The 22554-nt window shown below is 33.8% G+C and carries 18 protein-coding genes; 3 read left to right on the top strand and 15 right to left on the bottom strand.

Annotation, left to right across the window (positions count from 1 at the left end):
- Positions 1 to 283: 283 nt before the first annotated feature.
- Both OZP10_RS18690 and clpB read right to left on the bottom strand, forming a co-directional pair.
- Complete coding sequence (locus OZP10_RS18690; RefSeq protein ID WP_281632212.1) at positions 284 to 1168, bottom strand: DUF808 domain-containing protein; 885 nt, start codon at positions 1166 to 1168, stop codon at positions 284 to 286.
- Between the two features lie 399 nt (positions 1169 to 1567).
- Positions 1568 to 4165 (bottom strand): ATP-dependent chaperone ClpB, encoded by a 2598-nt coding sequence (clpB, locus tag OZP10_RS18685; protein WP_281632211.1) that lies wholly within the window; start codon positions 4163 to 4165, stop codon positions 1568 to 1570.
- A gap of 204 nt (positions 4166 to 4369) precedes the next feature.
- Between clpB and ytxJ the strand changes: the two genes are divergently transcribed.
- Positions 4370 to 4759 carry a bacillithiol system redox-active protein YtxJ gene (ytxJ, locus tag OZP10_RS18680; RefSeq protein WP_281632210.1) on the top strand — a complete coding sequence of 130 codons (390 nt, stop codon included), beginning with the start codon at positions 4370 to 4372 and terminating at the stop codon, positions 4757 to 4759.
- A 157-nt stretch (positions 4760 to 4916) separates the two neighbouring features.
- Here the strand turns inward: ytxJ and OZP10_RS18675 are convergent, their stop codons facing one another.
- On the bottom strand, positions 4917 to 6080 hold the full coding sequence (locus OZP10_RS18675; protein ID WP_281632209.1) for a hypothetical protein: 1164 nt from the start codon (positions 6078 to 6080) through the stop codon (positions 4917 to 4919).
- Positions 6077 to 7078, bottom strand: coding sequence for a DUF2157 domain-containing protein (locus OZP10_RS18670; protein ID WP_281632208.1), 1002 nt, complete (start codon positions 7076 to 7078; stop codon positions 6077 to 6079). Before OZP10_RS18670 ends, OZP10_RS18675 begins: the two co-directional genes overlap by 4 nt.
- Positions 7079 to 7338: 260 nt before the next feature.
- On the opposite strand from OZP10_RS18670, the gene OZP10_RS18665 reads away from it, so the two are divergent.
- Positions 7339 to 8655 (top strand): pectate lyase family protein, encoded by a 1317-nt coding sequence (locus tag OZP10_RS18665; protein WP_281632207.1) that lies wholly within the window; start codon positions 7339 to 7341, stop codon positions 8653 to 8655.
- Positions 8656 to 8738: 83 nt separating this feature from the next.
- Here the strand turns inward: OZP10_RS18665 and argH are convergent, their stop codons facing one another.
- The 10 genes from argH to OZP10_RS18615 form a co-directional block, all read right to left on the bottom strand.
- Complete coding sequence (argH, locus tag OZP10_RS18660; RefSeq protein WP_281632206.1) at positions 8739 to 10019, bottom strand: argininosuccinate lyase; 1281 nt, start codon at positions 10017 to 10019, stop codon at positions 8739 to 8741.
- Between the two features lie 130 nt (positions 10020 to 10149).
- Positions 10150 to 11220, bottom strand: coding sequence for a M20 family metallo-hydrolase (locus OZP10_RS18655; protein WP_089055811.1), 1071 nt, complete (start codon positions 11218 to 11220; stop codon positions 10150 to 10152).
- A 247-nt stretch (positions 11221 to 11467) separates the two neighbouring features.
- Positions 11468 to 12241, bottom strand: coding sequence for an acetylglutamate kinase (gene argB / locus OZP10_RS18650; RefSeq protein ID WP_281632205.1), 774 nt, complete (start codon positions 12239 to 12241; stop codon positions 11468 to 11470).
- 101 nt (positions 12242 to 12342) lie between these two features.
- Entirely contained in the window at positions 12343 to 13296 is a 954-nt protein-coding gene (locus OZP10_RS18645) for an N-acetylornithine carbamoyltransferase (RefSeq protein ID WP_250349336.1), read from the bottom strand.
- An 88-nt stretch (positions 13297 to 13384) separates the two neighbouring features.
- Positions 13385 to 14146, bottom strand: coding sequence for a glutamate 5-kinase (proB, locus tag OZP10_RS18640; protein ID WP_281632204.1), 762 nt, complete (start codon positions 14144 to 14146; stop codon positions 13385 to 13387).
- A gap of 172 nt (positions 14147 to 14318) precedes the next feature.
- Positions 14319 to 15512 (bottom strand): glutamate-5-semialdehyde dehydrogenase, encoded by a 1194-nt coding sequence (locus OZP10_RS18635; protein ID WP_281632203.1) that lies wholly within the window; start codon positions 15510 to 15512, stop codon positions 14319 to 14321.
- Positions 15513 to 15611: 99 nt separating this feature from the next.
- The gene (locus OZP10_RS18630; protein ID WP_281632202.1) at positions 15612 to 16751 is read right to left on the bottom strand and encodes an aspartate aminotransferase family protein; all 1140 of its coding nucleotides are present in this window, start codon (positions 16749 to 16751) and stop codon (positions 15612 to 15614) included.
- Positions 16752 to 16840: 89 nt separating this feature from the next.
- A complete protein-coding gene (gene argC / locus OZP10_RS18625) occupies positions 16841 to 17818 on the bottom strand; it encodes an N-acetyl-gamma-glutamyl-phosphate reductase (RefSeq protein WP_281632201.1) in 978 nt (325 codons plus the stop codon).
- Positions 17811 to 19004, bottom strand: a complete 1194-nt coding sequence (locus OZP10_RS18620; protein ID WP_281632200.1) for an argininosuccinate synthase — start codon at positions 19002 to 19004, stop codon at positions 17811 to 17813. The genes argC and OZP10_RS18620 overlap by 8 nt, the downstream gene beginning before the upstream one ends.
- A 64-nt stretch (positions 19005 to 19068) precedes the next feature.
- Positions 19069 to 19704, bottom strand: a complete 636-nt coding sequence (locus OZP10_RS18615) for a GNAT family N-acetyltransferase (RefSeq protein ID WP_111423417.1) — start codon at positions 19702 to 19704, stop codon at positions 19069 to 19071.
- Positions 19705 to 19905: 201 nt separating this feature from the next.
- Here OZP10_RS18615 and OZP10_RS18610 point away from each other — a divergent pair, with 201 nt between their 5' ends.
- Positions 19906 to 20169 carry a hypothetical protein gene (locus OZP10_RS18610; RefSeq protein ID WP_281632199.1) on the top strand — a complete coding sequence of 88 codons (264 nt, stop codon included), beginning with the start codon at positions 19906 to 19908 and terminating at the stop codon, positions 20167 to 20169.
- 4 nt (positions 20170 to 20173) lie between these two features.
- On the opposite strand, the gene OZP10_RS18605 is transcribed toward OZP10_RS18610, so the two are convergent.
- Positions 20174 to 22444: a M1 family metallopeptidase gene (locus tag OZP10_RS18605; RefSeq protein ID WP_281632198.1), complete on the bottom strand. Its 2271-nt coding sequence runs from the start codon at positions 22442 to 22444 to the stop codon at positions 20174 to 20176.
- Positions 22445 to 22554: the final 110 nt, after the last annotated feature.

Raw genomic sequence — 22554 nt, 5'->3', positions numbered from 1 at the left:
TTATAAAAAATGTTAAAAAGTTCCGATGTATTATTAAAGAACTAAAAATCAGAGATTTATTTTATAAAAAAATATTTAAAAATTACCGTTATTTCTTATGAAAATAAAAATCTTCTCGATAGCCCCCGATTGAAGTGATATCCTTTTTCCTGCTTCTTTAGCAGGGAAAAGATTTAACGGAAAGCGGGACTAAACGTGCTTTTGAAAATGAGTTGATCTGCTTCTAAAACAAAAAAACACCAGTATAAACTGATGTTTTAAAGTATATAGATTGAGGTTATATTTAAGCCGTTTTCTTTTTAAAAATCTTTTTGAAAAGATTCACAAACAGTAAAACTACTAGACCTAAAGTTAATCCAACTGTAAATTCTTTGATAATTGATGGGATTTGAATTTCTTCTGACAAGTGGTGAAAAAATGGAATATAATGTACAAAGATTCCTCCTGCAACTAAAAGCAATGCAATTGTTCCAATTACTGTTAGGGCTTTTATAACTAGCGGAAGGGCTTTTACCAATAAATTTCCAATAAATCTTGATGGGCTTTTTTCGCTTTTACTAAATTTTATAAGCTTATAACCTGCTTCATCCATTCTAACAATAAGAGCTACAATTCCGTAAACTCCAATTGTTGCAACTAATGCAATTATAGATGTTACAACAATTTGTTGTGTTAGCGGTTCTTCTATAACTGTACCTAATGCTATAATTACGATTTCTACAGATAGTATAAAATCGGTTACAATTGCCGATTTTATTTTTCCCTTTTCAATTTCTAAAATTTGTTCTTCAGTTAAAGCTTCGTTTGTGATTCCTTCTGATTCTTCATGTTTATGAGGAAAAACAAATTCATAAATTTTTTCGGCTCCTTCATAAGCTAAAAATAATCCTCCGAGCACTAAAATTACTATGATTGCAATTGGTAAAAAAGCACTTAACAAAAATGCAATTGGAAGAATAATAATTTTATTTAGAAGCGAACCTTTACTAATTGCCCATAAAACCGGTAATTCTCTTGATGATGCAAAACCAGAAGCTTTTTCTGCATTTACTGCCAAATCATCTCCTAGAATTCCAGCTGTTTTCTTTGCAGCAACTTTACTCATTACTGCAACGTCATCCATAATTGCTGCGATATCATCTAATAGAACAAAAAAACCTGAAGCCATTTTTTTAAATTTATTTTTAGTGATGCGAATCTAGACATTTTGCCTTAATCTGCCCAATAATATCAGATCAAAATTTATCTTTTTATTCGTATTTTTCTGTAGTAGAATCTTTAATTACATTGTCCTAAAAGAACCCAAAGAATGATAAAAACTATAATGGTTCCGAAACATCCGCCACCTAATTTCTTAGCTCCATATCCTGCCAATAACCCTCTGAAAATATTATTCATGTCTTTATTTTTTAAATTAATAATTTGCTGATTTTTATGAACTTAAAATTGAATATTTTTTCAAAATGAATTGTTACAACAATTAGGCTAAAAGTTTCAGAATTTACGGTAAAAAAAAAAGCACCAGCTTTGACACTGATGCTTTTTCAAGATTAACTAAAAAAAAAAATTATTTAACTGTCTGGTTTCTAAAAACCAGTTTGCCATCGAAAGCATCTAATAAAATGATGCTGTCTGTTGTAATATTTCCTGCCAAAATCTCTTTTGACAATTGATTTAAAACTTCTCTTTGAACTACACGTTTTACAGGTCTTGCCCCAAAGTGCGGATCGTAACCTTTATCGGCCAAGTAAGCAATAGCTTCTGGAGTTGCATCCATTGTAATGCCCTGCAAAGCCAACATTTTTGTAACACTCTTTAACTGTAAGTTTACAATTCTTGAGATGTTCTCTACTGTAAGCGGTGTAAACATTACAATCTCATCGATACGGTTGATAAACTCAGGACGAACAGTTTGTTTTAATAATCCTAAAACTTCGTTTTTAGCCGCTTCTGTCGCTGCTTCAACTCCTCCTTTTAGGTTTTCAAATTTCTCCTGGATGATATTACTTCCCATATTTGAGGTCATAATAATAATCGTATTTCTGAAATCTGCCAGACGTCCTTTGTTGTCTGTCAAACGACCTTCATCTAGAACCTGCAATAAAATATTGAAAGTATCTGGGTGCGCTTTTTCAATCTCGTCTAACAACACAACAGAATAAGGTTTTCTACGAACAGCCTCTGTCAACTGACCACCTTCATCATAACCTACATATCCTGGAGGTGCACCAACTAAACGGCTCACACTGTGGCGTTCTTGGTACTCACTCATATCAATACGAGTCATAGCATTTTCATCATCAAAAAGATATTCAGCCAATGCTTTTGCTAGCTCCGTTTTACCAACTCCGGTTGTTCCTAAAAATAAGAATGAACCAACAGGTTTTTTCATATCCTGTAAACCGGCACGGCTTCTACGAACAGCATCACTCACTGCTTCTATCGCTTCTTCCTGACCTACTACACGCTTATGCAATTCATCTTCAAGATGCAATAATTTTTCTCTTTCTGTCTGAAGCATTTTGGTTACTGGAATTCCAGTCCATTTTGCTACAACTTCTGCAATATCTTCTCTTGTTACTTCTTCTTTAATCAAAGAGTTTCCAGATTGAAATTCCAACAACTGTTTTTGCAGACTTTCCTGACGTTCTTGTGCTTCTTTTATTTTTCCATAACGAATCTCAGCTACTTTTCCATAATCGCCTTCACGTTCTGCACGTTCTGCTTCGTATTTAAAGTCTTCAATTTCGTGTTTTACAGCCTGAATTCCGTCAACAATATCTTTTTCCTGTTTCCATTTTGCATAGATTTCGTTGCGCTCTTCTTTAAGGTTGGCTAATTCCATACCCAAAATTTTCAGCTTGCTCTCTTCTTTCTCACGTTTGATGGCTTCAATTTCAATTTCCAACTGCATGATTTTACGATCCAAAACATCTAACTCTTCTGGTTTCGAATTGATTTCCATACGTAATTTAGAAGCAGCTTCATCCATTAAGTCAATCGCCTTATCTGGTAGGAAACGATTGGTGATATATCTTTGCGAAAGTTCAACTGCAGCAATAATTGCCTCGTCTTTAATCTGAACTTTATGGTGTGTTTCGTATTTCTCTTTGATACCTCGCAAGATTGAAATCGCGCTTTCTGTATCTGGTTCATCAATAAGAACTTTCTGGAAACGTCTTTCAAGTGCTTTATCTTTTTCGAAATATTTTTGATATTCATCTAAAGTTGTAGCACCAATTGCTCTCAATTCTCCACGAGCCAAAGCTGGTTTCAAGATGTTAGCCGCATCCATAGCGCCTTCACCTCCACCCGCTCCTACAAGCGTATGAATCTCATCAATAAACAAAACAATATCTCCGTCTGCGGCGGTAACTTCTTTTACAACCGATTTTAGACGTTCCTCAAATTCTCCTTTATATTTCGCTCCGGCAATCAAAGCTCCCATATCTAGAGAAAAAACGATTTTATCTTTTAAGTTTTCTGGAACGTCGCCATCCACAATTCTATGTGCCAAACCTTCTGCAATTGCAGTTTTACCAACTCCAGGTTCCCCAATAAGCATTGGGTTGTTTTTTGTTCTACGAGTTAGAATCTGCAATACACGACGAATTTCTTCATCACGCCCAATAACTGGATCTAATTTTCCTGTACGAGCTAATTCGTTTAAGTTTTTAGCGAATTTATTAAGCGAATTATACGTTTCTTCTGCCGATGCCGAAGTTACTCTTTCACCTTTTCTTAGTTCCTCAATAGCCGCTTTCAAACCTTTTCCTGTAACTCCCTGATCTTTTAAAATCTGAGAAACTTTACTTTTTGAGTCAAAAATGGCTAAAATTAAATGCTCGATCGAAACGTATTCGTCGTTCATTTTTTGTGCAATGATTTCAGCTTCATTCAAAGCTTTGTTGGCATCTCGGGAAAGCATAACATCTCCTCCGGAAACTTTTGGAAAACTCTGAATTGTACTGTCTAAAATTTGCAAAAACAACGGCACATTTACATTCAATTTTTTTAGAATAAATGGCGCCACGTTTTCATCAACTTCAAATATTGCTTTGAAAATGTGCTCATTTTCAATTTGCTGCTGACCATTTCGTTGTGCTAATTGCTGCGACAACTGAATGGCTTCCTGCGATTTAATAGTAAACTTATTTATATTCATATCTTTCTGATTTTGATTGATTTAACCTTATAAATTAAATAGGATTAAAGTTACGATTTATTGAGGTAAATAGTTAACTCAAATAATTTAACTTTGTATTCTAATAGACAAATTATATTCCATAGTAAAAAAACAGACAAAATGACAGTTAAAATCAAGTTTTTATCGTTTTAACACGTCAAAAAGTCATAAACCAAGCCAAATATGAGTTTTTTTAATTCAATCTTCGGAAGTTCAGAGAACTCAGAAGCAGCAAAAAGTAAAGTTAACTGGACAGAATTAACAGATATTCTTCAATTAATGGAAATTGAAGCCATTTCAAATGAAAAACCAGTTGTAATTTTCAAACATAGCACGAGATGTAGCATTAGCCGTATGGCCTTAAAACAATTTGAAAGAGAGTTTGATCTTGAGGGTGTTGTTGATGCGTACTTTTTGGACTTGGTCGCACATAGAGACATTTCAAATGAAATTGCTAGCAGATTTGGAGTATATCACGAATCTCCACAATTGATTTTAATCAAAAACGGAAAGGCAGTTTACGATGTTTCGCACAGCGATATTGATGCAGAAGCATTGAAGAGTAAGGTATAGTTTTTTTTTGCCACAGATTAAAAGGATTAAAAAGATTAAAGTCTTTATCTACGCACTTTGAGTACAAATAATTAAAATAAAAATTAATTAGTGGAAATTCGTGAAATTAGTGGCTAAAAAAATCTTTTTAATCCTTTTAATCTGTGGCAAAAATAATTTAAAAACTTCCCTCAGAACCTCCTCCACTGAAACCTCCTCCTCCAAATTCCATTGGAGAATCTGTTTTAACCCCTGGTTTCATACCGAAAGTTGAAGCTACAACTAAAGCTTCTGCATTTAATAAACTATCTGAATGATTGATTCTATCTGGTTTAAAGGTTAATCCACTCTCTTTTTCTTTTAATTTTTTAATTGAAAAATAAGCTATTGCAAATAAAATTATCCCTCCCAATGTAAGCGCAACTTCGATTGGCAAAACGGAGTGATAAAATCTAATCGTATAAATTGAAAATGCGACCGCTAAAAAACTCAACCAAAGCATTATTCTATCTTTTGTTTTTAAAGCCTGAATTAGATACAATATCGGAACAAGAAATGTAAACGCATAAAAGAAAAATGCAAACGGAATATCGGTTCCTGGTTTTATTTCAACATCTAAAAGTGCTGCCGAAAGTTCTCTAACAACCAAATAATTACAGGAAAGATAAAATAAAACTAGACAAAAGCTATTTGCAAGCAAAAGTCCATTGTAATAATAATTTTCATTTAGACGATTCATCATTTTTTTTGTTAAAAAATAAAATACGCCTGCAAAAATCATTGCTGTAAATGGCAGAATTGCTTTTCCTATTTCTCCAAATTCAAACATTCCAAAAAACAAAAAAGCCGTAACAGCTACGCAAAAAACAAACATGGACAATACATGTAAGTATCTCAAAAAGATAAATAATGCTCCTATTGCTACAAAAAATGCTATAACCATTTCATAACCTTCTGTTGTAATTGCAATTGCAATTCCGATATTTAAAAGTGCTCCTAAAACAAACGCATCATCTAAGCCGTGATTATGAAATTTTTGATTCGCAAGTAACTCTATTCCAACAAATCCCACTATAGCAAAAATGTAACAGCAGATTTGAAAAAAGACATTCTCACTGCTTAAACCAAACAAAGAAATTGCGCCGCAAACTGAAAGATACAACAAGCAACCAAGCAAAAAAAATCCTATTCTAACTAAAATATTACTTTGGCTTTTTAAAACTGGCAATTCCTTTTCTATAAATTTCTTCTGATCTTTACTTATAAAACCACCTTTAAATAAAGCATCTGCTTCATCTGTTAAAGCTTCATTATCCAATAATTGTTTGTTGTATACTATCATTCTGCAATAACTTTATGGAAGTTTTTAATTAATTTAATAAACATTACAATTGAGCCAATGAAATATGCTGGCAATAGAAAAATAAGCAATTCCCAAATATCAGAGAAATCGACGTTTTCAAAAATTCTAAATAAGACAATATTTCCGCCGATGTAAGCATACACAATCATAAATACATATAAAGACATTGCTTTATATTCGTAGCTGGCTTTATAGAAATAATATGTTGAACCAGCTAAAATCAAAGCAAATATTATCCATGCTAAAGTATCATAACCTGTCAAATTACTAATCGCAGCGATACTTACAATATGCAATGCGAAAGTCAGGAAAATCAAGCTAAAGTGCGTTTTAAGCGAAATTCTACGGCTGTAAATCGTCCACAAAACCAACAAAACTCCTAACATTACTGCAGAATAACTCAAACTTTGGCTAGCGTACAAATTATTACTGTCATTAAATATATCCTGCGGTGTAACCGAAAGTCCTACATACGCCGCTAAACCTGTAACAGCAATAGTTAAAACACTTCTATTATCAAAATAATAAGCGCAAAAGAAACTTACTATTGTTGGGATTAAAGTAGCCAACCCGTAGTGATCTCCAAAAGGTTTGTACTGAAATTGCAGATATCCGATAAAGATACAAGTCAGAATGTTTCCCGCTAAAACCAGATATTCTAAAACCGGATGTTCAAAAGTAACTTCGCCTTTCTGGAAACCTTTAGAATATTTGAAACAATAGAAAAAACAAACTGCAATAACGATTAAAAGCAATGCTAGAATGGCGATATGTCCAATTGTATCAATATTTTCATAAATCAGAATTCCAATTCCTGAAGTAAATAACAATACTGACAAATAAAGGAATAGCTTTAATTCTGCATTTAACGAAAATATATTTAGGTTTCGATAAGTCTTAACTTCTTCGAATTGATTTTCTGTAATCAAACCTTTCTCAAAAAGATTAAAGGTAGATTGTTCATTGAATTTTTTCATTGATATGTTTTAAACTGGCATATCAAATATATGTATTTAGCATGAAAATTCTGCTTTTAATTTTTAAACCTTTTTCTGTTTTCTAAAACATTATCACAGATTGTTTTGCAAATTATTGCTGTTAAAACAAAATTTACAATTCTAGATATCAAAAGTTTAAAACATAAATATTTAATAAATTAATTTGAAATTATTTTAATTCTTTTACATTTGTGCAATCGATTACATTAACTATAGAAACCACAAAAACCACGCTTAAAATGAAAACAAAACTTATTTTATTAGCATTGCTTCTGCCTTGCTCCTTTTTGTTTGCTCAAAATTATTACATGAGCGCTCCTGAAGGGTTTGGTGCATCTGCAACTGGCGGAGGAACCGCAGCTCCTGTCACTGTAACAAATCTGACTGATTTAACAGCAAAATTAAAATTAACTACTCCGCAAGTAATTTTGGTCTCGGGAACCATAAATTGCACTTACACCAGTCTTCAAGTAAATGACAAAACTATTATCGGACTTCCTGGTGCCCGTTTGGTCAATCTGGATCAAACCGCAGCCGGTTCAGGAATTTTAAATCTTAAACCAGGTTCAAATAATATTATCATCAGAAATTTAATTTTTGAAGGCCCAGGCGCTTACGATGTTGACGGACGTGATAATCTTACTTCAGAAGCGACTAATATCTGGGTCGATCATTGTGAATTTCAGGACGGAATGGACGGAAATTTTGACAACAAAGGCGCTGCTGATAACGTAACGGTTTCATGGTGTAAATTTATTTATCTAAAAGCACCAAAAGCTGGAGGATCTGGCGGTGCTGATGATCACCGTTTTTCTGACTTAGTAGGTTCTTCTAAAACCGACGCTCCTTCTGACGGACATTATAGCATTACTTTTAAAAACTGTTACTGGGCAGAAGGCTGTAAAGAAAGAATGCCAAGAGCCAGAAATGCTGAACTTCATATTTTGAATTGCTATTATAACACTTCTGTATCGGGTTCACTTGCAATTGGTTTAGGCGGTGGAAGCAATAATACAACTTGTTACGTAGAAGGGACGGATTTTGCTAAAATCGGAACTGCTTTTAAAAATTACGTTAGTACTGACGGTGGTACAATCGGAATCGCCTTTACAGATTGTTTGAATGCTCCAACCAATTCAGGAACAGCAGTAACAAAACCTTCATACACGTATAGCGTTTTGCCTATCGGTAATGTTGCAGGATATATTTCGAACGCTTCATGCGGTGCTGGTGCAACACTTCAGGTTACCGCTCAAGGTGCCGTATCTACAAGCTGCAATAATTTAGGACTAAACGACAATGTAAATAATCTGGATTTGAAGTATTATCCATCAATTATAAATCGTCTGTTAAATATTGATTTTTCAAGCTCTGATAATGGTTTAGCTCAAGTGAATCTGTTTTCTTCTAATGGGTCAAAAATATATTCACATTCCCAAAATGTTTCTCCAGATGAAAAATTAGAATTAAACGTCGGAAATCTTGCAAAAGGCATTTATGTATGCAAAGTTCAAATAGACAACAGAAGCAAAACTTTCAAACTCATAAAAAACTAATTTTAGTATAAAACAAAAGGTCATTGAAACAAATCAATGACCTTTTTTCTTTTTACATTTCACTTTTTACATCTTACCAGAAATTAAAAAGCAGCTTTCATTTTATCTTTAATCGCATCCAAGCATAAATTATTGATGCTTCCTTCGTGCGTATGTTTCGTTTGTTTTGGAGATTGGTACGTTCCAGCTTCCAATTGTTCTGCAACGGCTTTGTAAGCATCTCTAAACGGCATTCCTGCAACAACCATTTCGTTTAAAGTATCTACAGTAAACAAATAATCATACTTTTTATCTTCTAAAATATGATCTTTAACTGTAATATCTTTTATTGAGAAAATTGCAATATCCAAACAAGCTTTTAGGTTCTGAATCGCTGGAAATAAACCTTCCTTTAAAAGCTGTAAATCTCTGTGATAACCGCTTGGAAGATTATTAGTAATTAAAGTAATTTCGTATGGAAGCGCCTGAATCTTGTTGCATTTTCCTCTGATTAATTCGAAAACATCTGGATTCTTTTTATGAGGCATAATGCTCGAACCAGTTGTAAGATGAGCCGGAAGACCAATAAAGTCAAAATTCTGACTCATATACAAACAAACGTCCATTGCAAATTTTGACAATGTTCCTGCTACGCTTGTCATCGCAAAAGCAACAGTTTTCTCTGCTTTTCCGCGACTCATTTGTGCGGCAACAGCATTGTATTTTAAAGTCTCAAAACCTAATTCTTTCGTTGTAAAGGTTCTATTGATTGGAAACGAACTTCCATAACCTGCAGCAGAACCTAACGGATTCTGATCTACAATTTTAGAAGCGGCGTTCAACATTGTAATATCGTCGATTAAACTCTCAGCATAAGCAGAAAACCACATTCCGAATGACGATGGCATGGCGATTTGTAAATGCGTGTATCCTGGCAATAAAACGTTTTGGTGTTTTTCTGCCGATTCCATCAACAAATCAAACAATGTTTTTACCTGCTCTTTTATCGCTTTTAATTCGTCTTTTAAATACAGATGAACGTCTACTAAAACCTGATCGTTACGAGAACGCGCGGTATGGATTTTCTTTCCGGCATCGCCTAGTTTTACAGTTAGAAGATATTCGATTTTAGAATGCACGTCTTCAAAACTGTCTTCGATTTCGAAATTTCCAACTACAATATCAGCGATAATTTCGTTTAATGCATCAACTAAAGATGTTGTTTCGTCAGCAGTTAATAAACTAATCTGTCCCAACATTTTGGCATGAGCAATTGAACCTAAAGCATCGTATTTTGCTAAAACCAAATCCAACTCTCTGTCGTTTCCTACTGTGAATTGTTCAATTTGTTTATCTGTTGGTATTCCTTTTTCCCAAAGTTTCATAGGTACTATTTTTTTTCGTCACGAATTCACGAATTAATTTTTTCAAATCTTTGCGATTAATTTTTTCGAATTAATATCGGATTTTGATAGTAAAAAATTAATTCGTGAATTCGTGGCGGTTTTTCTTTTCTTATAATTTAAAGAAATCGGTTAGTATTTTAATGTACAAATCGACTCCTTCTTCAATTTCATTTACAAAAATAAATTCGTCTGCTGAATGCGAACGCAACGTTTCTCCAGGTCCTAATTTTAAAGATTGACAGCTTAAAACCGATTGATCTGAAAGTGTTGGCGAACCATACGTTGTTCTTCCTAAAGCAATTCCTGCTTGAACCAAACCGTGTGCAACTGGAATAGAAGAAGCATTTAAATGCATTGATCTTGGCGTCACTTCGGCATTTACATTTGCTTTTACAACTTCTAGAATTTCAGCATTTGTATAACGATCTGTTACACGAATGTCAACCACTAAATCGCATTCTGACGGAACAACGTTATGCTGTTTTCCTGCATTAATCTGCGTTACAGTCATTTTAACAGGACCTAAAACGTCAGATATTTTGTCGAATTTATAGTTTTTAAACCATTCCATTACTGGAATTGATTTGTATAATGCATTATCATCATTTTGATGTGCGGCGTGGCTTGCGGTTCCTTTTACTTTTACATCTAAAACTAAAAGACCTTTTTCTGCAACTGCTAATTGCATTAAAGTTGGCTCACCTACAATTGCGCAATCTAATTCTGGTAAATGTTTTAAAACGCTGTTTAACCCATTTTTCCCGCTACTTTCTTCTTCCGCAGAAGCTACAATTACAATATTGTGAGAAAGATTTTGATTTTCGTAGAAATGTACAAAAGTTGCTAATAATGAAACTAAGCATCCACCAGCATCATTACTTCCTAATCCGAATAATTTACCATCCTTTTCAATCGCTTTAAACGGATCATTAGTATACGCCTGATTAGGACGTACGGTATCGTGATGTGAGTTTAGTAAAAGTGTGGGTTTGTTCTCGTCGAAATATTTATTGAAAGCCCACACATTATTGTTTTCTCTTTTAAAAGGAATTTCATTCTGATTGAACCAATTTTCAATTAAAAGAGCCGTTTGGTCTTCTTCACTAGAAAATGAAGGGGTTTCGATTAGGCTTTTCAATAAACTAATTGCTTCCTGGGTAAGCGTATCTATATTTTTCATTTTAATAAGGTTCAAAGGCTCAAAGGGACAAAGCAACAAAGTTTTTGAGCTTTCCTTTGACCATTTTTACTTGCGCAAATTTATTTAAAATACCTCGTGCGCTCTATTTTTTTGCCACTAATTACACGGATTTTCAAACATTATTTTTTTATCACAGATTTAAAATCAAAATAAACTTTTTGATGTATATCTAAAATTATTTTCGCTTTTAACAGCAAAAATTAATGTCAATTCGTGGCAACATTTTTTATAATATAATCGTTGTATGCGGAATATCTGAATTCTGGAGCATTCTGTGATGTCCAATTTTAATTTTCTGCACGCCTCTTGATAAACTATTGAAGCAATTATCCAATTTTGGAATCATTCCAGAATGGATTACTTTTTCTTCTTTTAGCTTATTGTATAATGTTTCGTTGATTTCAGTTATCACAGATGAATCGTCTTCCGAATCTTGTAAAACGCCTTGCTTTTCGAAACAATACGTTAGCGTTACATCAAAAACTTCAGATAATGCAATTGATAATTCACTTGCAATGGTATCGGCATTGGTGTTTAACAATTGTCCGTTTTTATCGTGTGTAATCGCACAAAAAACAGGGACAACTCCAGCTTCTAACAACGTTGCCAGTAATTTGGTGTTGACTTGTTTTACATCGCCTACAAATCCGTAATCTATTGTTGGGTGATTTCTTTTTGTTGACAGAATTAAATTCCCGTCAGCTCCAGAAAAACCAATTGCGTTATTGTCTTTTGCCTGCAATTGAGCAACAATATGTTTATTGATTTGTCCGGCGTAAATCATGACCACAACATCAAGCATTGGAGCATCTGTAATTCGGCGTCCGTCAATCATCTGCGGAACTAATCCAATACTCTGCGCCATTTTTGTAGCCGATTTTCCACCGCCGTGAACTAAAACTTTATAGCCTTCAATTTTAGAAAAATCGGTTAAAAATTGTTCTAATTCTGCTGGATTATCGATGATATTTCCACCTATTTTTATTACGGTAACTTTCATGAGGTTCTAAGTTGCTAAGGTTCTAAGATACTAAGGGACTAAGGTTTTTGCTCATAGTTCCTTAGTATCTTAGAAACTTAGAACCTTAGCACCTCAAAAAATTATATTTTTTTAAGAATCTTTTGTAAAACTAATTGTGCTGAATACGTTCTGTTATTCGCTTGTTCAATTACGATTGAATTTTCTCCGTCAAGAACTTCGTCACTTACAATTACGTTACGACGAACTGGAAGACAGTGCATGAATTTTCCGTTGTTGGTTAATGCCATTTTCTCAGCTGTAACTGTCCAATTTGGATCACTGTTGGTTACTTTTCCGTAATCGTTGAAGTTACTCCAGTTTTTTACGTAAACAAAATCGGCATTTTCAAACGCTTTGTTTTGATCGTATTCAATTTTACAGTCTTTTGTAATTTCTGGGCTTAGTTCGTAACCTTCTGGATGAGTGATTACAAAATCCATGTCTTTTTGCATCTGCATCATTTCTACAAATGAATTGGCAACTGCCTGTGGTAATGCTTTTGGATGAGGCGCCCAAGAAAGAACTACTTTTGGTTTGTCTTTGTGTCTAGGTTTAAATTCTTCCATTGTAATCGCATCTGCTAATGACTGCAACGGATGACGTATAGCACTTTCCATATTTACAATCGGCACTGTAGCATATTTCAAAAATCCTGAAATTACCGTTTCTTGATAATCTTTCTCTTTATCAACCAAGCCAGCAAATGCACGGATTGCGATGATATCGCAATATTGAGAAACCACTTCTGCAGCTTCTTTAATATGTTCTGAAGCACCTGAATTCATCACGGCTCCGTCTTCAAATTCTAATGTCCATCCTTCGTTGGTAAAATTCATTACCATAACGTTCATTCCTAAGTTCATTGCCGCTTTTTGAGTACTTAAACGCGTTCTTAAACTCGGATTGAAGAATAACATTCCTAGAGTTTTGTTTTTCCCTAAACTTTGATTTTTCAGCGGATTTTTTTTGATTTTAATCGCTTGTTTTACCCATTTTGATAATGAGTTGATGTCTTTTATTGATATGTAGTTCATTTGTTTTCTTTATTAATTTAGATAATGTGATAATTAGAAAATTTGATAATTGTGCATTATCTAATTAACTAATTTTCTAATTGACTCATTAGATTATTTTAGTAAATTCAATTTCATCTTTTAATGCCTTCAAAATAAAATTATCATTCAGTCCATTGACAATCCAGGTTTCGATATTGGCTGCTTTTGAAATTGCGGCTGCTTCTATCTTAGACTGCATTCCTCCTGTTCCGTGTGATGATTTTGATTCGCCAATTTCTTTCTCCAGCGACTTCAAATCATTTACCAATTTGATCGTTTGAGGATTTTCATCATGAATGGATTCTTTGGTATATATTCCGTTTGTATTGGTCGCAATAATTAGAATATCGACATTTAAAAGAACTGCTGTTAAAGCTGCTAACTTATCATTATCTCCAAACCGAATTTCATCTGTTGCAACGGTATCATTTTCATTAATAATCGGAATGTAATTGTTTTTAACTAATACATTAATGGTATTTACAATGTTCTTTTTGGTCTGTTCTTTTTCAAAATCAGAATAAGAAAGCAAACACTGCGAAGTATTTAAGCCTAAATCCTTAAAATTTTCATTATAAATCCGCATTAAATGAGGCTGTCCGATTGAAGCCAAAGCCTGTTTTACAAAAACATCTTTATCTTGATTATCTAGTTTTACAAACTGCTTTGCTGCCGCAATCGCTCCTGAACTCACAATGATAAATTCATATTCATCGTTTAAAGCTGCAATCTGTATTCCAAGGTCTTCAATCTTTCCCCGCGAAATATGATTGGTTTCTTTGGTTAAAGTATTACTTCCTATTTTTAATAAAATCCGTTTCTTACCCATTGTTGTTGTTTTGCTGCGATTCTTTTAACCGCAAAGTGCGCAAGGTTTTTTTGATATTTCTTGTGTTTATAAACGCTAAGTTCGCAAAGCTAAATCTTTAAATAAATATCAATTTTTTAAATTCCAAATTCTAATAATCTAAAATCAAAAATCGTTAATCATCAATCTAAAATTACCTAATCTGTCCTTCTCCATACACGTACCATTTGTTTGTTACGAGATGTTGAAGACCGATTGGACCTCTTTGGTGCAGTTTATCGGTACTTATTGCTAATTCACCACCAAGTCCGAATTGTCCGCCATCTGTGAATCTGGTTGAGGCATTTTGGTAAACTGCTGCCGTATCTATCGATTCCATAAACTGTTGTGCGATTTCGTTATCTCTGGTAATAATTGCTGCAGAATGTCCTCCGCAGTATTTATTAATCATATCAATGGCATGATCCTGAGAATCGATGGTTCCAATTACGATTTTATAATCCAGAAATTCTTCGTACCAAATATCTTCGTTTTGAAGTGTTTCTGTATCTTCAAAATTTTCTAACGATTTATCGACGATTACTTCAACATTATGTTCTTTTAATTCTTCTATTAAAATAGCCGTAAAACCTTCAAAATTGGGTAACTTAGAATCTATTAAAACCTTATCAACTGCATTGCAAGCTGAAATTTTGGAAGTTTTGGCATTCAAAATTATTTTTAAGGCTAAATCTGTATCGGCATCTTTATGAACGTAAACAAAATTATTTCCTCGTCCGCTTACGATTACGGGACAGGTTGCGTGTGCTTTTACAAACTCAATTAATTTCTCACCTCCTCTTGGAACAATTAAATCAACTTTTTGAGTAGGTTTTTCCAAGAATGCCTGAGTTTCTGTTCTGTTATAATTCAGATATTCCACCCAGTCTTTTGAAACTCCGTTTTCTTCTAAGGCTTTATGCCAAAGACTTACTATTTTCAAGTTTGATTTTAGAGATTCTTTTCCACCTTTCAATAAAATCTTATTTCCAGATTTAAAGGCAATTCCGCCCGCTTCAATGGTAACATCTGGACGGGATTCATAAATAATTAAAATCGTTCCGAAAGCAGCAGTTTTATTGACCACTTTTATTCCATTATCATGAGTAAAATGAAAACGCTCAACGCCAACGGGATCTTCCTGAGAAGCTAGTTGGTTTAATGATAAAATCATCTCGTCGACTTTTTTATCATCTACTTTTAAGCGTTCTTCCATCGCTAAATCTGAGCCGTCGTAATCGGCAAGATCTTCCTGATTTGTTAAGATTATCTCATTCCGCTCCTGCTCGACCAGCTTTGCCATAGACTGCAAAACCGCATTGCGTGTTTCAATTGATAATGGTTTCATAATTTCAAGTGGGTTGGTTGTTTTTTGGTTGTTTCTTTTTCGGAAACTTTATTTTAAACCTGACGGGTTTTGGAAACCCGTCAGGTTTAATATTGAGAATTAGTTTTTTAATTCTTCTAAACTTTCTTTTAAAGCTTTTACAAACGTATCGATATCTGCTTTTTTAACAGTTAAAGGCGGTAAAATTCTTAATAGATTTTTATTGTTTGCGCTTCCTGTAAAAATGTGTTTTTCGATGATTAATTTCTTTCTTAAAGCTGCAACATCAAAATCAAACTCTACTCCAAGCATTAAGCCTTTTCCTTTTACTTGCTTGATTCCGTCAACTTCTTTGATTTTTTCTAAGAAATATTCATAAACTTCGTTTACATTTTTTTGTAAATCTAGTTTTTCAATTACATCCAAAACTGCAATTCCTGCTGCACAAGACAAGTGGCTTCCGCCGAAAGTAGTTCCTAATAATCCGAAACTTGCTTCGAATTTTGGAGAAATCAAAATCGCTCCAACTGGAAATCCATTCCCCATTCCTTTTGCAACCGAAATAATATCAGCGTTGATTCCGTGATGTTGGAAAGCGAAGAATTTCCCGCTTCTTCCATATCCTGACTGTACTTCATCTAAAATCAATACAACATCGTGTTTTTTACATGCTTTTTCTAAAGCCTGGAAAAACTCAGTTGTTCCTTGATCTAAACCTCCAACTCCTTGAATTCCTTCAATAATTACAGCAGTAACATCTCCTTTAGCTAATTCAGCTTCAACTAATTCGATTTGGTTTAGAGGTAAAAAAGTAACTTCCTGCTGTGCGTTAATTGGTGCAACAATCTTTTTATTATCTGTAACTGCAACCGCTGCAGAAGTTCTTCCGTGGAAAGAATTATGAAAAGCCACAACTCTAGATTTTCCGTTATGGAAAGAAGCTAATTTTAAAGCATTTTCGTTTGCTTCGGCACCAGAACTGCACAAAAACAATTCGTAATCTTCAAGACCAGAAAGTTTTCCTAATTTCTGAGCCAATTCCACTTGTAAAGGGTTCTGAATTGCATTCGAATAAAAACCTAAATTATCTATCTGATTCTTCAATTTTGCTACGTAATCTGGCTGTGTGTGTCCGATAGAAATCACACCATGTCCACTGTATAAATCTAAATATTCTACTCCTTTGTCGTCAATAATTGTACAATCTACTGCTTTTACTGGAGTTATGTCGTATAATGGGTAAACGTTGAATAAGTTCATGTGTTTTTTGTTTAAAGTTTCAGGTTCCAGGTTTCAAGTTACGCTAGAGAACGTGAAACTTGAAACTTAAAACCTGAAACAAATTTTTTCTAAAATCCGCTTGGTTTCAAATGTAAACCTGTGGTTTCTTCTAAACCGAACATTAAATTCATGTTTTGAATCGCTTGTCCTGAAGCACCTTTGGTTAAGTTATCTATAATTGATGTTATGAGAACCCGGTTTCCTTTTTTCAATAAACTAATGATACATTTATTCGTTTGCACCACTTGTTTCATGTTGATGTTTGTTGTGGTAACAGTTACGAAAGGCTCGTTTTTATAGAAATCCTCGTATTTAGCAACCAATTGCTCCAAACTATCATCGCATAATGTATAAAGCGTTGCAAAAATTCCTCTTGGAAAATCTCCTCTGTTTGGAATAAAAAGCAATTCGCTGTCAAAATCGTCTTGTAACTGAACTAAGCTTTCTGAAATTTCGCCTAAATGCTGGTGTTCAAAAGCTTTATAATGTGACATATTATTGTTTCTCCAACTGAAATGAGAAGTTTCTGAAAGACTTACTCCCGCTCCTGTACTTCCCGTTGTAGCATTAATATGAACATCATTATTCAGCAAATTATGTTTTGCTAAAGGCAATAATGCCAATTGAATAGCAGTTGCAAAACAGCCTGGATTGGCAATATAATTTGTCTTTTTAATTTCTGCTTTATTAATTTCAGGCAATCCGTAAACAAAATCTTTTCCTTCGAAATGAGCATCTTTATTCAATCTGAAATCATTTCCTAAATCGATGATTTTGGTATGACTTGCAAACTGGTTTTCTTTCAAAAATGAAATCGATTTTCCGTGACCTAAACACAAGAAAACAACATTCACATTCGGATTGATTTCATCTGTGAAATTCATTTCGATATCACCCATCAAATCGTGGTGCGCCACAGAAAGCGGTTTTCCAGCGTTTGTTGTACTGTAAACAAAATCAATGTTTACTTTGGGATGATACATTAAAATTCTGATGAGTTCTCCGGCTGTGTAGCCCGAACCACCAATAATTCCGACATTAATCATGATCTAATTTGTTTACAGATGAGAATATGTTTTGTGCATTTCCTAAAATCTTAATAAATCCTTTTGCATCGTCAGATGTCCAAGCATTATTCATTTCTCCGTATTGACCGAAACCTGTGTTCATTAAATCATTTTCAGATTCGATTCCATCAAGTGAGAAATGATATGGTTTTAATGAAACTGTTACCGTTCCGTTTACTGTTTTTTGAGTGTCTTGCAAGAAAGTTTCAATGTTTCTCATCACTGGATCTAAGAATTGACCTTCGTGGAATAACATTCCGTACCAGTTTCCTAGCTGTTCTTTCCAGTATTGCTGCCATTTTCCAAGAGTATGTTTCTCTAATAAATGGTGTGCTTTTATGATAATTAACGGAGCAGCAGCTTCAAAACCAACTCTTCCTTTAATTCCGATAATTGTATCTCCAACGTGAATATCTCTACCTATTGCATAAGCACTTGCTAGTTTTTCAAGAGCTACAATATTATTTGATGGTTTATCTGTTTTTCCATTTAAACCGACTAATTCTCCTTGTTCAAAATGAAGCGTTACTTTTTCTTCACCTTCTTTTTGTAATTGTGAAGGATAAGCTTCACTTGGCAATGGCTGACTTGAAGTTAAAGTTTCTTTTCCCCCAACGCTTGTTCCCCAAAGTCCTTTATTGATAGAATATTGTGCTTTTTCCCAAGAATAGTGAACTCCGTTTTGAGCTAAATAATCAACTTCTTCTTGTCTTGATAATTTTAAATCTCTAATTGGCGTAATGATTTCAATTTCCGGAGCGATAGTTTGGAAAATCAAATCAAAACGAATTTGATCATTTCCAGCACCAGTACTTCCGTGAGCGATTGCAGTAGCTCCTACTTTTTTCGCATATTTTATAGCTTCGATTGCTTGAAAAATACGTTCAGCACTTACTGATAATGGATATGTATTGTTTTTTAATACGTTTCCGAAAATCAAGTATTTGATAGCTTTATCGTAATATTTATCTAAAATTGTTAAGTTGGCGTGTTGTGCACTTCCTAACTCGTAAGCTCTTTTTTCAATAGCTGTTAATTCTTCAGCAGAAAATCCTCCTGTATCAACAAGAACAGTGTGAACTTCGTATCCTTTTTCATTTTTTAAATATTTCAAACAATACGAGGTATCTAATCCTCCGCTATAAGCTAATACTACTTTTTTCATTTTTTATAATTTTGGCTAATACTTTCGTATTTAGCAGTTTGAGATTTTTTCTAATTAATTTGACTTAAACAAACAATGACAATATTTTATTTAAAAATAAAGCTTGTTTTATTTTTCTAAGTCTGTTTAAGACAGCCTCATTAAAAGGATGTCTTGGCGGTGTTTTTTGTTTTTCCTTTGGGTCGTATAACATTCCTGTACAAAGGCACATTTTGTTTTCTTTGCTTTGCAGAATATGATAGTTTGTACAAGTTTTACAGCCTGCCCAAAAACTCGGATCGGTTGTAAGTTCTGAAAACGGAACTGGCTTATAACCTAATTCAGAATTAATTTTCATTACAGCCAAACCAGTTGTAATTCCAAATATTTTAGCGTCTGGAAATCTTTTCAAAGAATATTCAAAAACTTTTGATTTTATCTTTTTGGCTAAACCATGACTTCTATAATCTGGATGTACAATTAATCCAGAATGTGCAACAAACTTTCCATGCTGCCAGCTTTCTATGTAACAAAAACCTGCAAACTTTCCATCAGCCAAAGCAATCATTGCATCACCGTTTGCCATTTTTTTCTGAATGTACTCAGGAGTTCTTTTAGCAATCCCCGTGCCTCTTAACAAGGCAGATGATTCTATCGTATCGCAGATTTCTTGTGCGTATTTGAAGTGTTCTTCCTGGGTAACAACAATAGAGATCTTCATTTCAATTATTGAAGTTAGAGTTAAAAATTAAAGCATATTGATTCGTTTGAAATCCAGAATTGAATCCAATAAAATTAAGCAAAATAGAAGTAACATTCTCAAAATCAAAAACTTGATTAAGAAAATTTACAAAATAATAAATACTTTTAGGATATGTTTGTCCAATGGACAAATTATGTGATTTCAAAATGAAAAATGGATATGAATAAATATACGGCTATAAAACTCAGTGAACACTATAGAGATAGTGTCCGTACTTCGGGAGAAGTAATCGGTGAGTTTGTCCGTGACAAAGAAGTTATATGTAAACTTATTTTATTCATCGGTGCAAAAGTACATTATTTTTTTATTTTCAAAACAAAAAATAAAAATTCTAACATTTTTTTTACGTTTTGTGAATATACTAAAAAACAAAACCCGACAATTATTTCTAATTGTCGGGTTTTTAAGACTTTAAACTTTTAAAATATTACTTTTTTGTAAACGGAATCACTTGCCCATTTCCTATAAGTATCAAATCGAAACCAGTTTTTGCTTCATTAAACTTAATTTTTAAGCCAGCTCTAGCAGATTCGAAAGTATCTTTTTCGTTTGCAACAGGCTCTAATGCAAACTTAGGATAGTTTGGAAGTTCTGCATTTAAAACACTATTTTTCTCGGTCAATTCAATTGTTAAAGGCGATTTTGCAGTAATGTAGTTTCCTATATACGGATCTAAAATAATATCTTTTTCTACCTTACCTTTTCCCGCCGTCCAAACATTATTAGACGTATTGTTGTCTGGAAAAGCATTATCTGGATCTAAAGTGATGCTTTCGATCTCTTCAGTCGAATTATGTTTGAAAGACCAAGAATTATTCCTTTGCCAAATTTCTACCGGCAAATTAACTCTTGTCACTTTTCCACTTTTTGTTTTTACATCTAAAACAATAGGCATAGGCATTTTATCAAAGTTTTCAACTGTGATTACAGCACCTTTAGCTGGATCATTTTTTACATATTTCACAGAATTAACACCTTGGTCGAAACGCCAGTTGTTTACATACCAGCTTCTCCAGAACCAGCTTAAATCTTCCCCTGCTACATTCTCCATAGATCTAAAGAAATCGTCTGGTTGCGGATGTTTGTATGCCCAACGCTGAATATAAGTTCTAAAAGCAGTATCAAAACGTTCTTTACCTAAAATCTGCTCTCTTAAAATTACCAAACCTGCACTTGGTTTAAAATAGCATAACATACCAATATTAGCTTCCTTCATGTTGTCAGGAGAACTCATAATCGTTTCTAAGTCAGGTCTAGTAAAAGGTTCTGCCATATCATGCAAATTTGTTGGCCCTTCTTTATATTCACCATTGTTAAATGCAGCAGTACTTAATGAGTTAATGAAAGTATTAAATCCTTCATCCATCCAAGCAAATAATCTTTCGTTTGATCCCACGATCATTGGGAACCAGATATGACCAAATTCGTGATCTGTAACTCCCCAAAGATCTTGTCCTTTAGATTTCCATCCGCAGAAAACGATCCCAGGATATTCCATTCCTCCTTCATTCCCCGCAACGTTTGTAGCTACTGGATAAGGATATTCAAACCATTGCTTAGAATAATGTTCGATTGATGCTTTTACATATTCTGTAGAACGCCCGTAAGCACCTTGCCCAGCACTTTCAACAGGATAAGCAGATAATGCTAATGCTTTTTTACCACTAGGAAGATTAATTTTTGCTCCATCTAATATGAAAGCTGGAGATGATGCCCAAGAGAAATCACGTGCATTTTTAATTTTATAATGCCATGTTTTATCTGTTCCAGCATTTGCATTTGAAGCTGAATTTACTTCTTGCTCAGAACGAATCGTTACAGTTTTATCACTGTTTGCTGCATCTTTATATTTTTTGAAATGATCTACAGAAAGCACTTCCTGACCATTTAATAATTCACCAGAAGCAACTACAAAGTGATTCCCTGGAACAGTTAATTTTACATCAAAATCACCATATTCAAGGTAAAACTCAGATGCACCTAAATAAGGAGCTGTATTCCATCCTCTCACATCATCGTACACACACATACGTGGATACCATTGTGCAATTGTAAAGATTTTTCCGTTTTTGGTTTCTAAAACTCCCATTCTATCCGATCCTTCAAAAGGTGCGATGAAAGAGAAATCAATTTTAATTTTTACAGAAGCTCCTTTTGCAGCCAATTCCTGAGGAAGGAAAATCTGCATTCTAGTATCTGTAACTATATATTTAGCATCAACTTCTGTTTTATTTTTTCCTCCAGAAATTACCTTTACAGATTTAATTTTATTTCCACCATCAAAAACTTGTCCTTGAGCACCGTTACGGCTTCCTGTTAAAGGTACAACAGCGTTCCCTCTAGAATCTTCTTTAAATAAGTTCTGATCTAAATTCAACCAAAGAAAAGACAATTTATTAGGACTATTATTAGTATAAGTAATTTCATCTGTCCCTACAATCTCATTTGTAGTTCCATTTAATTTTGCCGTAATCTGGTAATCGGCTCTATTCTGCCAATATTCTATTCCTGGTTCACCGCTCGCAGTACGGGTTGATGTAGCATTTTTGGTGTAGAAATGAGGTCCAAAGGCATCATGGTAATTGTAATTATTTACTGGATTTGCTGCTGGTGCTGACGGAGTTTGCTGCGCCCAAACTGAAGAAATCCCAAAAAATAAAGCCGCGGTTAAAATGGCTTTTGCAGATTGCTTTTTCATATTTTTTAGCTGTTTATGTAGCAAATTAATGAAAAAAAAAGCTATTTACAGAGATATTTCAAAACATAAATTCAATTTTAGCAAAATTTTACCAATAAAATAATTTAAGC

This window comes from Flavobacterium luteolum (assembly GCF_027111275.1).
In the GTDB taxonomy this organism is placed as follows: domain Bacteria; phylum Bacteroidota; class Bacteroidia; order Flavobacteriales; family Flavobacteriaceae; genus Flavobacterium; species Flavobacterium luteolum.
Note: the sequence above shows the minus strand (reverse complement) of the source record. Positions and strands in the feature narration are given on the sequence as shown.

What these genes read in the sequence shown, in the direction of transcription:
- proB (WP_281632204.1), bottom strand. Translation starts at nt 14,146, where the DNA reads ATGGGTAAGAAACGGATTTTATTAAAAATAGGAAGTAATACTTTAACC.
- argB (WP_281632205.1), bottom strand. Translation starts at nt 12,241, where the DNA reads ATGAAAGTTACCGTAATAAAAATAGGTGGAAATATCATCGATAATCCA.
- argC (WP_281632201.1), bottom strand. Translation starts at nt 17,818, where the DNA reads ATGATTAATGTCGGAATTATTGGTGGTTCGGGCTACACAGCCGGAGAA.
- clpB (WP_281632211.1), bottom strand. Translation starts at nt 4,165, where the DNA reads ATGAATATAAATAAGTTTACTATTAAATCGCAGGAAGCCATTCAGTTG.
- OZP10_RS18615 (WP_111423417.1), bottom strand. Translation starts at nt 19,704, where the DNA reads ATGAAGATCTCTATTGTTGTTACCCAGGAAGAACACTTCAAATACGCA.
- OZP10_RS18670 (WP_281632208.1), bottom strand. Translation starts at nt 7,078, where the DNA reads ATGAAAAAATTCAATGAACAATCTACCTTTAATCTTTTTGAGAAAGGT.
- OZP10_RS18675 (WP_281632209.1), bottom strand. Translation starts at nt 6,080, where the DNA reads ATGATAGTATACAACAAACAATTATTGGATAATGAAGCTTTAACAGAT.
- OZP10_RS18620 (WP_281632200.1), bottom strand. Translation starts at nt 19,004, where the DNA reads ATGAAAAAAGTAGTATTAGCTTATAGCGGAGGATTAGATACCTCGTAT.
- OZP10_RS18690 (WP_281632212.1), bottom strand. Translation starts at nt 1,168, where the DNA reads ATGGCTTCAGGTTTTTTTGTTCTATTAGATGATATCGCAGCAATTATG.
- OZP10_RS18635 (WP_281632203.1), bottom strand. Translation starts at nt 15,512, where the DNA reads ATGAAACCATTATCAATTGAAACACGCAATGCGGTTTTGCAGTCTATG.
- OZP10_RS18630 (WP_281632202.1), bottom strand. Translation starts at nt 16,751, where the DNA reads ATGAACTTATTCAACGTTTACCCATTATACGACATAACTCCAGTAAAA.
- argH (WP_281632206.1), bottom strand. Translation starts at nt 10,019, where the DNA reads ATGAAACTTTGGGAAAAAGGAATACCAACAGATAAACAAATTGAACAA.
- OZP10_RS18605 (WP_281632198.1), bottom strand. Translation starts at nt 22,444, where the DNA reads ATGAAAAAGCAATCTGCAAAAGCCATTTTAACCGCGGCTTTATTTTTT.
- ytxJ (WP_281632210.1), top strand. Translation starts at nt 4,370, where the DNA reads ATGAGTTTTTTTAATTCAATCTTCGGAAGTTCAGAGAACTCAGAAGCA.
- OZP10_RS18645 (WP_250349336.1), bottom strand. Translation starts at nt 13,296, where the DNA reads ATGAACTACATATCAATAAAAGACATCAACTCATTATCAAAATGGGTA.
- OZP10_RS18610 (WP_281632199.1), top strand. Translation starts at nt 19,906, where the DNA reads ATGAATAAATATACGGCTATAAAACTCAGTGAACACTATAGAGATAGT.
- OZP10_RS18655 (WP_089055811.1), bottom strand. Translation starts at nt 11,220, where the DNA reads ATGAAAAATATAGATACGCTTACCCAGGAAGCAATTAGTTTATTGAAA.
- OZP10_RS18665 (WP_281632207.1), top strand. Translation starts at nt 7,339, where the DNA reads ATGAAAACAAAACTTATTTTATTAGCATTGCTTCTGCCTTGCTCCTTT.